Below are 14293 nucleotides of genomic sequence, written 5' to 3'. Positions count from 1 at the left end.
CCTATGAAGCGGATCGCCTTGCTGGCGCTCTCCGTCGTCCTCCTGATCACCGGTGCCGGCGTGGCACCCGCCCAGGCGAGCCCGGCCGTGGCCGACGACGGCGCGAAGGTCGTCCGGGAAACCTGGGTGGACGCCCGGACCGTCGACCTCGAGGTCAGTTCCCCGGCGCTGGGCACCACGGGGATGGTGCGGCTGATCGTGCCGTCCGGCTGGGCGGCGCAGCCCACGCGGACCTGGCCCGTGCTGTACCTGCTGCACGGCTGCTGCGAACCGGTCGACTACCGGTCGTGGGACCAGTTCACCGACGTCAAGGCGTTCACCGCCGCCAAGGACGCCCTGGTCGTGATGCCCACGGACGGCCCGGCGGGGATGTACACGAAGTGGTGGAACTTCGGCCTGAAGAACACCCCCGACTGGGACACCTTCCACACCGCCGAAGTGCGCCAGCTCGTCGAACGCGGGTACCGCGGCGGCACCCGCCGCGCGGTCGCCGGGCTGTCGATCGGCGGGTACGGCGCGCTCGCGTACGCGTTCAAGCACCCGGGGATGTTCGGTGCGGCCGCGTCCTACAGCGGCGTGCCGAACACCCTGTCCGGCGGAGCGCCCTTGTTCATCAAGGGAATCCTGGCCCGGGCCGGCATCTTCACCTACCTCGACCTCTGGGGCAGCGACCTGCTGATGCGGTCGATGTGGTCGGCGAACAACCCCTACGACCACGTCGAACAGCTGCGCGGCACCGCGCTCTACATCTCCTGCGGCAACGGGCAGACCGGGCCGCTCGACCAGCCGGGGCAGACGCCCGACATCTTCGAGCCGTCGGCGCTGCTGTCGACCCGCAGCTTCACCGACCGGCTGCAGGCGGCGGGCATCCCGGCGACCGTCGACTTCTACGGGCCCGGCACGCACAGCTGGCCGTACTGGCAGCGGGCCCTGCACCAGTCCTGGCCGGTCCTGGCCGGCGCGCTCGGCCTCCCGGCCTGAGCGCATCCCCTTCCCCGATGGAGGTTGTGGTGAAGCATGCCCGTTGTCGCGCCGTGCTTTCGGCGCTGCTGACGTGTTGCCTGGTGGCGCTCGGGCTCGCGGCCGCGAGCCCGCCCGCCGGTGCGGCGCCGCTGCTGCCCGGGCCGTTCGACGACTCGTTCTACACCCCGCCGTCCCCGCTGCCGGCCGGGAAACCGGGTGACGTCATCCGGTGGCGGCCCTCGGTGCCGCTGCTGAACGCGCTCAACGCCGACGCCTGGCAGGTGATGTACCTGTCGACCAACGCACTCGGGCGCCCGAACGCCGTGACCGGGACGATCCTCGTGCCGAAGGGCGTGGACCCGGCCAAGGCGCCGATCGTCGGCTACGCCGTCGGCACCCAGGGCCCGGCGTTCAAGTGCACGGCGTCCAAGGCGATGGAGCGCGGCACGCTGTACGACCAGCCCGCGATCAACGACTCGCTCTCCAGCGGCTACGCGGTCGCGGTGACCGACTACGAGGGCTATTCGCCGTCGACCGTGCCCACCTACATCACCGGGCAGTCCATGGGGCCCGCCGTGATCGACTCGGTGCGGGCGGCGCAGGACCTCCCGCTCGCCCGGCTCTCGAAGAGCGCCAAGGTGATCTTCCAGGGGTACTCGCAGGGCGGCGGCGGCTCGATGTGGGCGGGCGAGAAGCAGCCCGCGTACGCACCCGAGCTGAACGTCGTCGGCGTTGTCGCGGGCGGGGTGCCCGCCGACCTGACCGAGGTCGCCAAGGGCCTCGACGGCTACCTCGGCTTCGGGTTCCTGGCCTTCGCCGCGGTCGGGCTCGATGCCGCTTATCCGGACCTGAAGCTGGATTCGTTCCTCAACGACACCGGTCGTCAGCAGCTGGCCGACGCGAAGAAGAACGCCTGCGTCGCGGAGCTGCTGCTGAACTATTCGTTCAAGAAGATCAGTGACTACACAACGACGAACCCGCTGAACACCCCGGTCTGGCAGGCCCGGCTGGCGCAGAACAAGCTGGGCGCGAACCCGCCGCGGGTGCCGGTGTTCCAGTACCACGCGAGCGTCGACGAGATCGTCAACACCCCGCAGGCGGAGACGCTGCACCGGGCGTACTGCGCGGCCGGGGTGCGCGAGCAGTGGACCACCTACCTGGCCGAGCACGCCGGCGGGATCCTCGCCGGCAACGCGGACGCGCACCAGTGGATCGTGAAGCGGTTCAACGGCGAACCGGCTCCGTCGAACTGCTGAGAGAAGACCCGCGTGAAGGCCACCCCGGGAACCCCGGGGTGGCCCTCACGACCGTCAGACCTTGCTCGCGGCGAAGTTCGCCGCGTCGTTGGCTTCGCCGCCGTAGCTCAGGTGGGCCAGGATGTTGAGGCCGCCGAGCTGGCAGACCGGGTCGCCGAAGGCGCAGTAGTCCTTGGTGCGGCTCTGGTAGGTGCCGGTGACCGAACGGCCGATCGCGCGGATCGGGTTGCCGAACAGCAGGATGGCCGCGATCCGGGGTGCGAGGTCCGCGGGGATGGTCGCGACGATCGGGCCGCCGACGACGGCGCCGGCGCTGCTGATGCCGATCGAGTTGTCGACGACGTTGGCGCCCTGGGAGTAGCCGACCAGGATGAACCGCTGCGACGGGCAGGCCGCGGCCTGGGTCCGCACGTGGTTGACCAGGTCGGTGTTGCCCCGCTGCACCGAGGCGGGCTGGCCGAGGTCGGCCGGGTAGTTCACCCCGTAGCTGCTCACCGACCGGGGCCGCAGCCGGTTCTGCACCGCCTGGAAGACGGGCTGGCCGACGATGAGGCCCAGCGAGCCGGGTTCACCCGTGCCGCGGGCCACCGCCACGTCGATGTCGGTGCACGGCGCGGCCGAGGCCACCGGCGCGGCGGCCACGGTGAGACCGGCGACGGCGAGGCCGACCGCGGTCGCGGCGGAAAGCAGGCGTTTCTTGGGGACGCGAATCATGGCTGATCACACCTCTTTGTGGGAAAGGGGGGTCGGCAAGCGCTTTCCGTGGGGAGCGGAATGGCGTGCGTCGCTTGCGGTGAACGCAGCGTCGCAGTGCTCGCCGGACCCGGCAAGAGGCGATTTGCCGGCGTGCCGGGAATTGTTCAGCCGGTGACAAACGGTCCGGTGTGGATGCTCAGGTGGCGCACTGCCCGGCCGGGCGCGGGCTGTCGAGGCGCTCCAGCAGCACGGGGTCCAGCCCGCGCAGCGCGGCCATGACGAACCCGGCGGCCAGTTCGCCGGCGGCCATCGGGTCGAGCCCGGGGGAGTGGGACACGTGCATCGCGGCCCGGCCGACCAGGCCCACCATCATCGCCGCGAGCAGGTCCGCGCCGGGGCCGACGGGGCGCCCGTGGGCGAGCAGGTGGTCCCGGATCTGGCCGACGACGTGCGTGGCGATGGAATCGGCCAGCGCGCGGCGCTCGTGGGACATCTCGTCCACGGCCGAATCGAACAACAGCCGGAAACTTTCCGGATGAGCCCCGGCGTAGCCGAACATGGCCATCACCGACAACCGGACCCGGTCCTCGAGCGGGCGGGCGTTCGCCGATTCGTACGCGCTGATCACCCAGGCGCGCAACGCGGCGACCTCCCGCCGGACGGTGGCGCGGAAAAGGGCCGCCTTGTCGCCGAAATGCGCGTAGAGGGTCGGCTTGGTGGAATCGGCGCGGTCCGCGATCAACCCCATGGTGGCCTGGGCGAACCCCCGCTCGGCGAACACGGCGCGCGCGGCGTCGAGCAGCTCGTCGTCGGTGGGCCGGGCGGCCGGGCTGCGGCGAGCGCTGGATCGATCAGGAGGACTCTGCCGGCTCATGGAGGTGTACTGTACGGACTCCTTGCTTTACTGTCCGGTAAAGCACGCTCCGTCGCCGTCCCCGGTGGAGGAACCCTGGTGTCCCGCGACAGTGCCCGGCAACCGGTCCCGGCTCCCCGGGACGCAGGCGAAGAAGTCCTCAGGAGAAGAGAACTGGCCGCGCTCATGCGCCCGGCGCTGCCGGCGCTGGCGGACTGGATCGTCCGCGAGGTGCTGCGGGCGGTCCCCGTCTACGCCCGGCCGGGCGACGGGGCCTACGGCCGCGTGACCCGGCACGGCGTCGAGTGCGCCGTCGCGCTCTTCGTGGACCTCGTCGAGGATCCGCTGGCCTCGCGCGACCGGTTGTACGAAACGTGCCGCCGGCTCGGCGCGGGCGAAGCGCGCGAGGGCCGGACCCTCGACGACCTGCAGGCGGCCTACCGCGTGGGCACCCGCGTCGGCTGGCGCTGGATCATGCGGCTGGGCCGGCGGCACCGGCTGTCGTCCGCGGTGATGGCGCAGCTGGCCGAAATGCTGTTCGGCTACGCGGACGAACTCGCCCGGATGTCGAGCCGGGGCCACCGCGAAGCGTGGGCGGAGATCGAGGGCACTCGGGCGGGCCTGCGCCGCCGGCTGCTGCGGCTGCTGACCGGCCCGGGCAGCATCCCGGACGCGGTCCTCGCCGAACTCGCGGCGGCGGCGGGCTGGCCGGTGCCCCGCGAGGTGGCCGCGGTCGCCGCCGAGACGACGGTGGGCACGTCATGGGGGCCCGAGGTCCTCGCCGACCTCGATCCGCCGCAGCCGTACCTGCTGCTGCCCGCACCGGTGGACGCGCGGAGCCTGACGCGGCTCGGCACGCGCGTCGCGGTCGGGCCGCCGACCGACCTCGGCACGGCCGCGCATTCCCTGCGCTGGGCCCGCACCGCGCTGCGGCTGGTGGCGGACGGCGCGCTCCCGGACGCCCCCGTCACGTGGTGCACCGATCACCTGACCGAGCTGTGGCTGCTCTCGGACTCGCCGCTGGCGGAGCAGGTGGCCCGGCAGGAACTGGCCCCGTTGGCGCAGTTCCCGGAGCGGACGCGGCGGCGGCTGGGCGAAACCCTGCTGTCCTGGCTGCAGAACGGCGGCAACTCCGAGAAGATCGCGGTGGACCTGTCGGTGCACCCGCAGACGGTCCGCTACCGGGTGCGGCAGCTGAAGCAGGCGTTCGGCGAGCGCCTCGACGATCCCGACGCGCGGTTCGCCATGCAGGCCGCGCTGCGCGCGTCGGGGCTGCGGATCGCCCGGAACGAGTTCCCCTCTCCCGAAGAGTAGCCGGCTCCCCGGCTCGCCTCCCGACCTTGTCCCCAGCGAGAACATGTTCTAGTTTTGGGGACGGAAGGTGGTGTGCCGGTGAAGACGGAGCTGGGCCTGGCCGGAACCGTGGTGCTGGTCACCGGCGGCGTCCGCGGGGTGGGCCGGGGGATCGCCGGGGTGTTCCTCGCCCACGGCGCCCGGGTCGTCGTCTGCGCGCGGCGGGAGGCACCCACGGAGGCGGAGTTCGCCGCGTGCGATGTCCGCGACGAGGCGCAGGTGGCCGCGCTGGTCGAGGGGATCGTCGAGCGGCACGGGCGGCTGGACGTCGTCGTCAACAACGCGGGCGGGGCGCCGTACGTGCCGGCGGCGGAGGCGTCGCCGCGGCTGCACGAGAAGATCGTGCAGCTCAACCTGCTGGCGCCGTTGCTGGTCGCGCAGCACGCGAACGCCGTGATGCAGCGCCAGGACGACGGCGGCTCGATCGTGATGATCTCCAGCGTGAGCGGAACGCGGCCCTCGCCGGGAACGGCGGCCTACGGGGCCGCGAAGGCCGGGCTCGGCAACCTCACCGCCAGTCTCGCGGTCGAGTGGGCGCCCAAGGTCCGGGTCAACGCCCTGGCCGTGGGGATGGTCCGGACCGAGCAGTCCCACCTGCACTACGGCAGTGAGGCCGCGGTCGAGGCGGTCGGCAAGACCGTCCCGCTCGGGCGGCTGGCCGAGCCGGCGGAAATCGGGCACTGCGCCGCGTTCCTGGCCTCCGGTCTGGCTTCCTACGTCTCCGGCGCGACCCTGCGCGTGCACGGCGGCGGTGAGGTCCCGGCGTTCCTCGCCGCGGCCGACGTCAACCATCGGGAGGATTCGTGAGCGGGTTGTGCCAGGACCGGGTGGTCGTGGTGACCGGCGCCGGGCGCGGCATCGGACGGGCGCACGCGCTGGCGTTCGCGGCCGAGGGCGCGCCGGTGGTGGTGAACGACGTGGACGGGGACGCGACCGCCGGGGTGGTCGCCGAGATCGCGGAGCTCGGCGGAAAAGCGGTCGCCGACACCTCGGACGTGGCCGACTGGGCCGGGGCCCGCGAGCTGATCGGCACCGCGGTCGGGAACTTCGGGCGCCTGGACGTGCTGGTGAACAACGCGGGGTTCCTCCGGGACCGGATGCTGGTCAATCTGGGGGAGGACGAGTGGGATGCGGTGGTGCGGGTGCACCTGAAGGGGCATTTCGCGCCGTTGCGGCACGCTGCGGAACATTGGCGGGCCGAGACGAAGGCCGGGCGGATGCCCAGCGCGCGGGTGATCAACACGAGTTCGGGTGCCGGCTTGCTGGGCAGCGTCGGCCAGGGCAACTACTCGGCGGCGAAGGCGGGGATCGCCGGTTTGACGGTGGTGGCGGCCGCGGAGCTGGCGCGGTACGGGGTGACGGTGAACGCGATCGCGCCGGCCGCGCGGACCCGGATGACCGAGGCGGTGTTCGCGTCGATGGCGCGGCCGGCCACCGGCTTCGACGCGATGGCACCGGAGAACGTTTCGCCGCTGGTCGTCTGGCTGGGCAGTGAGGAGTCCGGGCACGTCACGGGCCGGGTGTTCGAGGTCGAGGGCGGCAAGGTTTCCCTGGCCCAGGCGTGGCGACACGGCCCGGCCGTGGACAAGGGCGACCGCTGGGACCCGGCCGAACTCGGCCCGGTCGTGGCCGGCCTGCTCGAGCGCGCGCCCGAGCCCGAACCCGTCTACGGAGCGAGCTGATGGGCATCCGGACCGAACGCGACGGCCACGTCGAGGTCGTCACCGTCGACTACCCGCCGGTGAACGCGCTGCCCGTGCAGGGCTGGTTCGACCTCGCCGACGCGATCACGCAGGCCGGCCGCGACGCGGGGGTGCACGTCGTGATCCTCCGCGCGGAAGGCCGCGGCTTCAACGCGGGTGTGGACATCAAGGAGATCCAGCGCAGCGCGGGCTACGACGCATTGGTCGGTGCGAACCGGGGCTGTTACGCGGCTTTCGGCGCGGTTTACGACTGCGAGGTCCCGGTCGTGGCGGCGGTGCACGGCTTTTGTCTCGGTGGCGGGATCGGCTTGGTGGGCAATTCCGACGTGGTCATCGCCTCCGAAGACGCGACCTTCGGCGTGCCGGAAGTGGAGCGGGGCGCACTGGGGGCGGCGACGCACCTGGCGCGGCTGGTGCCGCAGCACCTGATGCGCACGTTGTATTTCACCGCTCGCAAGATCACTGCCGCCGAGCTGCTGACCCACGGTTCGGTCTACCGGGTGGTGCCGCGCGCGGACCTCGACGAGGCCGCCCTGGACGTCGCCCGGGACATCGCGAAGAAGGACCCGCGGGTCATCCGCGCGGCGAAAGAGGCGTTGAACGGGATCGACACCCAGCAGGTGCACCGCAGCTACCGGTTCGAGCAGGGCTTCACCTTCGAGCTGAACCTGCTCGGCGCGTCCGACGAGGCTCGTGAGGAGTTCCTGAATGGCCGATAAGCGCACGACCGCCGACGAGGTGGCGGCCGAGCTGGAGGACGGCATGACGATCGGGATCGGGGGCTGGGGATCGCGGCGCAAGCCGATGGCGCTGGTCCGCGCGATCCTCCGGACACCGGTCAAGGACCTCACGGTCGTGTCCTACGGCGGCCCGGACGTCGGCCTGCTGTGCGCCGCGGGCAAGGTGAAGCGGGTGGTGTTCGGGTTCGTCACCCTGGATTCGATCCCGTTCGACCCGTGGTTCGGCCGGGCCCGCGAGACCGGGGTCGTCGACGTCACCGAGTACGACGAGGGCATGTTCGGCACGGCGTTGTCGGCGGCGGCGCAGCGGCTCCCGTTCCTGCCGACGCGGGCGGGTCTCGGGTCGGAGGTGATGCGGGCCAACCCCGAGCTCCGCACGGTGCGTTCACCGTACGCCGACGGCGAGGAGCTGGTGGCGGTGCCGGCGCAGCACCTCGACGTCGCGCTCGTGCACCTCAATCGCGCGGACGTCCGCGGCAACGCCCAGTACCTCGGCCCGGACCCGTACTTCGACGAACTGTTCTGCCTCGCCGCGGAGAAACGCTTCGTGTCGGTGGAAAAGGTCGTCGAGACCGCCGAGCTGACGGCCGGGGGACCGGTGCAGTCGCTGCTGCTCAACCGCGGCAACGTGGACGGCGTCGTCGAGGCGCCCCGGGGAGCGCACTTCACGACGGCGGTGCCGGACTACGGCCGGGACGAGCGCTTCCAGCGGCACTACGCGGCCTGCGCCAAGGACCTCGACGCCTGGCCCGGGTTCGCGGACCGGTTCCTGTCCGGCGGCGAGCGCACCTATCTGTCCGAAGTGGACAAGTTCGGGGCGGAGGCGGCATGAGCGCGACCCGGGCCGAGATCGCCGTGGTGGCGGTGGCCGAGCTGTTCCGCGGCGACGGCGAGATCGTGGCCAGCCCGATGGGCCTCATCCCGCAGCTGGGCGCGAAACTCGCGCGCTCGACGTTCGAGCCGGACCTGCTGATGTCCGACGGCGAGGCGTACCTGCTCACCCCGGACGGTGTCGTCGAGGGGTGGCAGCCGTTCCGGAAGATGCTCGACACGATCGTGCCGCACGGGCGGCGGCACGTCGTGATGGGCGCCAACCAGATCGACCGGTACGGCAACCAGAACATCTCCGCCATCGGCGACCACGCCCGCCCGAAGAAGCAGCTGCTCGGCGTGCGGGGTGCGCCGGGCAACACCGTCAACCACCGCACCAGCTACTGGGTGCCCCGGCACTCCGCCCGCGTCTTCGTGGACAGCGTCGACGTCGTTTCGGGCGTGGGCTACGACAACGCGGCCAAGGCCGGCCCGTCGGCGGAGAAGTACCACGACGTGCACCGGGTCGTCTCGAACCTGGGTGTGTTCGACTTCGGCGGCCCGGACCACGCCATGCGGGCGGTGTCGCTGCACCCGGGCGTCACGCGCGAGGAGGTCGTCGCGGCGACGACGTTCGCCATCGACTTCACCGGGGCCGGGACCAGCCGCGAACCGACCGGGGACGAGCTGCGGCTGATCCGGGAAGTGCTCGATCCGGAGCACCTGCGCGACCGGGAAGTGCCGGCGTGAAGACCGCGCTCACCCGGCTGGTGGGGGTCGAGCACCCCGTCGTGCAGACCGGGATGGGCTGGGTCGCCGGCCCGCGGCTGGTCTCGGCGACCGCGGAAGCCGGGGCCCTCGGCATCCTCGCCTCGGCCACGATGACCTACGTCGAGCTGGAAGCGGCGATCGCCGAGGTGAAGAAGCGGACGGAAAAGCCGTTCGGGGTGAACCTGCGCGCCGACGCGGCCGACGCCGGTGAACGCGTCGACCTGTTGATCCGCGAAGGCGTGAAGGTCGCTTCCTTCGCCCTCGCGCCGCGGAAGGAGATGATCGCGAAGCTGCGGGACCACGGCGTCGTCGTGATCCCGTCGGTCGGCGCCGCCCGGCACGCCGAGAAGGTCGCCGCGTGGGGCGCGGACGCCGTCATCGTCCAAGGCGGCGAAGGCGGCGGGCACACCGGAGGCGTGGCCACCACGCTGCTGCTGCCCTCGGTGCTGGACACCGTCGACATCCCGGTCGTCGCCGCCGGCGGCTTCTTCGACGGCCGCGGTCTCGCCGCCGCACTGGCCTACGGCGCGGCGGGCATCGCGATGGGCACCCGCTTCCTGCTGAGCAAGGAGAGCACGGTCCCCGACGACGTCAAGCGCCTCTACCTCGAGCAGGGTCTCACCGGGACGGTCGTCACCCGGCGCGTCGACGGCCTGCCGCACCGCGTGCTCCGCACCGGCCTCGTCGACCGGCTCGAACGCACCGGCCGCGTCCGCGGCCTGGCGCAGGCCGCGCGCAACGCACTGCGCTTCCGGAATATCACCGGCCTCTCCCCGGTTGCGATGCTGCGAGAAGGCCTTGTGATGAAGCACGGCAACGATCTGACGTGGAGCCAGCTGGTCATGGCGGCCAACACCCCGATGCTGTTGCGGGCGGGACTGGTCGAAGGCCGGACGGACGCGGGAGTGCTAGCGTCGGGACAGGTGGTGGGCATGATCCACGACCTGCCCACGGTGGCGCAGATCGTCGAGGGCGCAGTGGCCGAGGCAGGTGAGATCCTGCGGCGGCTCGGCCGGGAAACGGGAGGATGAGCGTGGCGTTGAAGGTCGGATACAAGGCGTCTGCGGAGCAGTTCGGGCCGCGGGACCTGGTCGAGTACGCCGTGCGCGCCGAAGAGGTGGGCCTCGACTCGGTCTGGGTGTCCGATCACTTCCTGCCCTGGCGGCACGAAGGCGGCCACGCGCCGTTCGCGCTGGCCTGGATGCCGGCGGTGGCCGAGCGGACGAAGCGGGTGCAGATCGGCACGAGCGTGCTGACCCCGACGTTCCGGTACAACCCGGCGGTGATCGCGCAGGCGTTCGCGACCATGTCGCTGCTGTCGAACGGCCGGGTGATCCTGGGGGTCGGCACCGGTGAGGCGCTGAACGAGATCGCGGTGTCGGGGCGGGAGTGGCCGGAGTTCAAGGAGCGCTTCGCCCGGCTGCGGGAGTCGATCAAGCTGATCCGCGAGCTGTGGACCAGCGACAACGTCAACTTCGAAGGTGACTACTACCAGCTGGTCAACGCCAAGATCTACGACCGGCCGGAGCAGCCGGTGCCGGTGTACGTCGCCGCGGGCGGGCCGGTGGTCGCCAAGTACGCGGGCCGCTCGGGCGAGGGGTTCATCTGCACCTCGGGCAAGGGCATGGACCTCTACACCGAGAAGCTGATCCCGGCGGTCAAGGAAGGCGCTTCCGCCGCGGAGCGCGACGCCGAGAGCATCGACCGGACGATCGAGATCAAGCTGTCCTACGACCGCGACGCCGAGAAGGCGCTGGAGAACACCCGCTTCTGGGCGCCGCTGTCGCTGACGGCGGAGCAGAAGCACACGGTGTCCTCGGCCGAGGAGATGGAACGGCTGGCCGACGAGCTGCCGATCGAGCAGGTCGCCAAGCGGTGGATCGTGGCCTCGGACCCCGACGAAGCCGTCGCCCAGATCAAGCCGTACCTCGACGCCGGGCTGAACCACCTCGTCTTCCACGGCCCCGGCCACGACCAGGAGCGGTTCCTGACCCAGTTCTCCGAGGACGTCCTGCCGAAGCTGCGCGCACTGGGCTGATCAGAGCCGTTCGATGATGGTGACGTTGGCGGTGCCGCCGCCTTCGCACATCGTCTGCAGCCCGTAACGCCCGCGTCGGCGCTCCAGCTCGTGCAGGAGCGTCGCCAGGAGCTTGGTGCCGGTGGCCCCGATCGGGTGGCCGAGGGCGATCCCGCCCCCGTTCACGTTCACCCGGCCGGGGTCCGCGCCGGTTTCGTCCAGCCAGGCCAGCACCACGCTCGCGAACGCCTCGTTGACTTCGAACAGGTCGATGTCGCCGATCGTCAGCCCGGCCTTCCGCAGCGCGTGCGCGGTGGCCGGGATCGGGCCGGTCAGCATCCACACCGGGTCCGCCGCGCGCACCGACAGGTGGTGGATGCGGGCCCGGGGCGTCAGGCCGTGCTCGTTCACGAAGGCCTCCGACGCGAGCAGGGCCGCGCTGGCGCCGTCGGAGATCTGGCTCGCGACGGCCGCCGTCAGCCGGGAGCCCTCGCTCAGCGGCTTCAGGCCGCGCATCCGCTCCAGGGACGTGTCCCGGCGCGGGCCTTCGTCCTGCCGGAAGCCGTCGACCGGGGCGATCTCGGCGTCGAAGCGGCCCTCGTCGATGGCGGACAGCGCCCGCCGGTGGCTGCGCAGGGCGTACTCCTCCATGTCCGCGCGGCCGATGTCCCAGTGCTCGGCGATCATGTCGGCGCTGCGGAACTGCGAGACCTCGGCACTGCCGTAGCGCTCCTGCCAGCCCTTCGAGCCGGAGAACGGGTCGTCGAAGCCGTACTCGCGCCCGGCGAGCATCGCCGCGCTGATCGGGATCCGGCTCATGTTCTGCACGCCCCCGGCCAGCACCAGGTCCTGCGTCCCCGACAGGACGGCCTGGGCGGCGAAGTGCACGGCCTGCTGGCTCGACCCGCACTGCCGGTCGATCGTCACCCCGGGCACGTGGTCGCCGAAACCCGCCGCCAGCCACGCGGTGCGCGCGATGTTGCCCGACTGCGGGCCGAGCGTGTCCGTGCAGCCGAAGATGACGTCGTCGACGAGGTCCGGGTCGACGCCGGCGCGCTCGACGACGGCCTTGACCACGTGCGCGCCGAGGTCGGCGGAGTGCCACCCGGACAGCGCGCCGCCACGCCGTCCCACGGGGGTGCGGACCGCGTCGAGGAGGAAGGCTTCGGGCACGGGAGCTCCTAGGGGTGCTGGCTGCTGACGGAGACGACTTCGCCGGTGAGGTAACTCGCGTAATCGCTGGCGAGGAAGACCATGACGTTGGCGACCTCCCACGGCTCGGCGGCCCGGCCGAACGCCTCGCGCCGGGTCAGGTCTTCGAGGAGTTCGTCGCTGGTCACCTTGGCGAGGAAGGGGTGCATGGCGAGGCTGGGGGCGACGGCGTTGACGCGGACGTGGTGCTCGGCGGCGTCGAGCGCGGAGCAGCGGGTCAGGGCCATGACGCCGGCTTTGGCGGCGGCGTAGTGCGCTTGCCCGGCCTGGGCGCGCCAGCCGATCACCGAGGCGTTGTTGACGATCGCGCCGCCACCCCCTTGGGCGACGAACTGCCTGAGCGCCGCGCGGGTGCAGCGGAACGTGCCGGTGAGCGTGATGTCGAGGACCTTCGACCACTCGTCGTCGGTCATGTCCAGCACCGACTTCGTGCCGCCGAGCCCGGCGTTGTTGATCAGCACGTCGAGGCGCCCGAAGTGGGCCACCGCGCCGTCGATCAGGGCCTGGACCTGGTCCTCGCGGGTGACGTCGCAGGGGATGGCGTGCACCTTGCCCAGCTCGGCCAGTTCGGCGGCCTTCTCGCCCAGCCGGCGAACGTGTGAGTCGCTGATGACCACGCTCGCGCCTTCTTCGAGGCAGCGTTTCGCCACCGCGGAGCCGATCCCGGTGCCCGCCGCCGCGGTGACCACCACGATCTTCCCCCGCAGCAGGTCGTGGCCGGGTGGGTACTGGGGGATCACGGGCGGGCCTCCCTCGGCAGGCCGAGCACCCGCTCGGCGATGATGGTGCGTTCGATTTCGTCGGAGCCGCCGTAGATGGTGTCGGCGCGGGTGAACAGGAACAGCCGCTGCCACTCGTCGAGTTCCTCCCCGTCGGAGGTGAGGGACCGGGCGCCGCGGGCCCGCACGGCGAGTTCGCCGAGCCCGCGGTGCCACTGGGCCCACAGCAGTTTCCCGACGGCGACTTCCGGCCCGGCGGCCTCGCCGAGGGTGCGCAGGGCGTGGGCGCGCAGCACCCGCAGGCCGATGCGGGCGCGGGCGAGGTCGGCGCGCAGGAGCGGGTCGTCGTAGGTGCCGAGTCGCTGGGCTTCGGCGGTGATGTCGTCGAGTTCGCGGCGGAAGCCGATCTGCTGGCCCAGCGTCGAGACGCCGCGTTCGAAGCCGAGGGTGGCCATCGCGATCTTCCAGCCCTCGCCGGGTTCGCCCACGACGTGATCCGCGGGGGTGCGGGCGTCGTCGAAGAAGACTTCGTTGAACTCCGAGGTGCCGGTGAGCTGCTGGATCGGGCGGATGGTGACGCCGTCCTGGCGCAACGGGACCAGCAGGTAGGACAGGCCGTGGTGGCGCTGCGAACCGGGTTCGGTCCGGGCGACGACGAAGCACCAGCCGGCGACGTGGGCCAGTGAGGTCCAGATCTTCTGGCCGTTGAGCACCCACTCGCCGTCGCGCAGCACCGCGGTGGTGGAGACGGCGGCGAGGTCGGAGCCGGCGCCGGGTTCGGAGTAGCCCTGGCACCACAGTTCCTCGACGGCGACGATCTCGGGCAGGAACCGCTGTTGCTGTTCCGGGGTGCCGAAGGCGATCAACGTCGGGCCGAGCAGTTGTTCGCCGATGTGGTTGACCCGGGCGGGTGCGCCGGAGGCGGCGTATTCCTCGTGGAAGGCGACCTGCTCCGCGAGCGAGAGCCCGCGGCCGCCGAACTCCGCAGGCCAGCCCACGCAGGTCCAGCCCGCGGCGGCCAGGTGGCGTTCCCAGGCCAGGCGCAGGTCGAACTCCTCGTGCTCCCGCCCCGGCCCGCCCAGGCCGCGCAGCCGCGCGAACTCGCCGGTCAGGTTGTCCGCGAGCCAGCCCGCGACCTCGCGGCGGAATCGCGTCGGTTCCACGCACGCCTCCTTGCTGCCGGGCCGGTCCGGCACCTAG

The 14293-nt window shown here is 71.9% G+C and carries 15 protein-coding genes; 10 read left to right on the top strand and 5 right to left on the bottom strand.

Annotated features, from left to right (window positions below):
* The first annotated feature begins 3 nt into the window (after positions 1-3).
* Both Q5425_RS16755 and Q5425_RS16750 read left to right on the top strand, forming a co-directional pair.
* A complete protein-coding gene (locus Q5425_RS16755) occupies positions 4-981 on the top strand; it encodes an alpha/beta hydrolase family protein (RefSeq protein WP_308673163.1) in 978 nt (325 codons plus the stop codon).
* A gap of 53 nt (positions 982-1034) precedes the next feature.
* The gene (locus tag Q5425_RS16750) at positions 1035-2219 is read left to right on the top strand and encodes a lipase family protein (protein WP_396135182.1); all 1185 of its coding nucleotides are present in this window, start codon (positions 1035-1037) and stop codon (positions 2217-2219) included.
* Positions 2220-2273: 54 nt separating this feature from the next.
* On the opposite strand, the gene Q5425_RS16745 is transcribed toward Q5425_RS16750, so the two are convergent.
* Complete coding sequence (locus Q5425_RS16745; protein WP_308673161.1) at positions 2274-2933, bottom strand: cutinase family protein; 660 nt, start codon at positions 2931-2933, stop codon at positions 2274-2276.
* Between the two features lie 178 nt (positions 2934-3111).
* Positions 3112-3789, bottom strand: a complete 678-nt coding sequence (locus Q5425_RS16740) for a TetR/AcrR family transcriptional regulator (protein ID WP_308673160.1) — start codon at positions 3787-3789, stop codon at positions 3112-3114.
* Between the two features lie 78 nt (positions 3790-3867).
* On the opposite strand from Q5425_RS16740, the gene Q5425_RS16735 reads away from it, so the two are divergent.
* From Q5425_RS16735 to fgd, 8 genes are all read left to right on the top strand, one after another.
* Positions 3868-5082: a helix-turn-helix domain-containing protein gene (locus Q5425_RS16735; RefSeq protein ID WP_308673159.1), complete on the top strand. Its 1215-nt coding sequence runs from the start codon at positions 3868-3870 to the stop codon at positions 5080-5082.
* A gap of 78 nt (positions 5083-5160) precedes the next feature.
* Positions 5161-5928 (top strand): SDR family oxidoreductase, encoded by a 768-nt coding sequence (locus tag Q5425_RS16730; RefSeq protein WP_308673158.1) that lies wholly within the window; start codon positions 5161-5163, stop codon positions 5926-5928.
* Entirely contained in the window at positions 5925-6803 is an 879-nt protein-coding gene (locus tag Q5425_RS16725) for an SDR family oxidoreductase (protein ID WP_308673157.1), read from the top strand. Before Q5425_RS16730 ends, Q5425_RS16725 begins: the two co-directional genes overlap by 4 nt.
* Positions 6803-7543 (top strand): enoyl-CoA hydratase family protein, encoded by a 741-nt coding sequence (locus Q5425_RS16720; RefSeq protein WP_308673156.1) that lies wholly within the window; start codon positions 6803-6805, stop codon positions 7541-7543. The genes Q5425_RS16725 and Q5425_RS16720 overlap by 1 nt, the downstream gene beginning before the upstream one ends.
* Positions 7533-8396, top strand: coding sequence for a CoA-transferase (locus Q5425_RS16715; RefSeq protein WP_308673155.1), 864 nt, complete (start codon positions 7533-7535; stop codon positions 8394-8396). The genes Q5425_RS16720 and Q5425_RS16715 overlap by 11 nt, the downstream gene beginning before the upstream one ends.
* Positions 8393-9124 carry a CoA-transferase gene (locus Q5425_RS16710; protein ID WP_308673154.1) on the top strand — a complete coding sequence of 244 codons (732 nt, stop codon included), beginning with the start codon at positions 8393-8395 and terminating at the stop codon, positions 9122-9124. The genes Q5425_RS16715 and Q5425_RS16710 overlap by 4 nt, the downstream gene beginning before the upstream one ends.
* The gene (locus tag Q5425_RS16705) at positions 9121-10176 is read left to right on the top strand and encodes a nitronate monooxygenase (protein ID WP_308673153.1); all 1056 of its coding nucleotides are present in this window, start codon (positions 9121-9123) and stop codon (positions 10174-10176) included. The genes Q5425_RS16710 and Q5425_RS16705 overlap by 4 nt, the downstream gene beginning before the upstream one ends.
* A 2-nt stretch (positions 10177-10178) precedes the next feature.
* Positions 10179-11183: a glucose-6-phosphate dehydrogenase (coenzyme-F420) gene (gene fgd / locus Q5425_RS16700; protein WP_308673152.1), complete on the top strand. Its 1005-nt coding sequence runs from the start codon at positions 10179-10181 to the stop codon at positions 11181-11183.
* On the opposite strand, the gene Q5425_RS16695 is transcribed toward fgd, so the two are convergent.
* The 3 genes from Q5425_RS16695 to Q5425_RS16685 are packed head-to-tail and all read right to left on the bottom strand — an operon-like array spanning position 11184 to position 14256.
* Positions 11184-12335 (bottom strand): acetyl-CoA C-acetyltransferase, encoded by a 1152-nt coding sequence (locus tag Q5425_RS16695; RefSeq protein WP_308673151.1) that lies wholly within the window; start codon positions 12333-12335, stop codon positions 11184-11186.
* Between the two features lie 8 nt (positions 12336-12343).
* Positions 12344-13114, bottom strand: coding sequence for an SDR family oxidoreductase (locus Q5425_RS16690; protein ID WP_308673150.1), 771 nt, complete (start codon positions 13112-13114; stop codon positions 12344-12346).
* Complete coding sequence (locus Q5425_RS16685) at positions 13111-14256, bottom strand: acyl-CoA dehydrogenase family protein (RefSeq protein ID WP_308673149.1); 1146 nt, start codon at positions 14254-14256, stop codon at positions 13111-13113. Before Q5425_RS16685 ends, Q5425_RS16690 begins: the two co-directional genes overlap by 4 nt.
* Positions 14257-14293 lie beyond the last annotated feature (37 nt).

Source organism: Amycolatopsis sp. A133 (assembly GCF_031082405.1).
Classification (GTDB): domain Bacteria; phylum Actinomycetota; class Actinomycetes; order Mycobacteriales; family Pseudonocardiaceae; genus Amycolatopsis.
This window is presented reverse-complemented; position numbering and strand designations above follow the sequence as displayed.

Bases quoted from the DNA above. Each gene is read 5' to 3' on its own strand.
- Q5425_RS16755 (WP_308673163.1), top strand. From the start codon at position 4: ATGAAGCGGATCGCCTTGCTGGCGCTCTCCGTCGTCCTCCTGATCACC.
- Q5425_RS16745 (WP_308673161.1), bottom strand. From the start codon at position 2,933: ATGATTCGCGTCCCCAAGAAACGCCTGCTTTCCGCCGCGACCGCGGTC.
- Q5425_RS16740 (WP_308673160.1), bottom strand. From the start codon at position 3,789: ATGAGCCGGCAGAGTCCTCCTGATCGATCCAGCGCTCGCCGCAGCCCG.
- Q5425_RS16720 (WP_308673156.1), top strand. From the start codon at position 6,803: ATGGGCATCCGGACCGAACGCGACGGCCACGTCGAGGTCGTCACCGTC.
- Q5425_RS16715 (WP_308673155.1), top strand. From the start codon at position 7,533: ATGGCCGATAAGCGCACGACCGCCGACGAGGTGGCGGCCGAGCTGGAG.
- Q5425_RS16710 (WP_308673154.1), top strand. From the start codon at position 8,393: ATGAGCGCGACCCGGGCCGAGATCGCCGTGGTGGCGGTGGCCGAGCTG.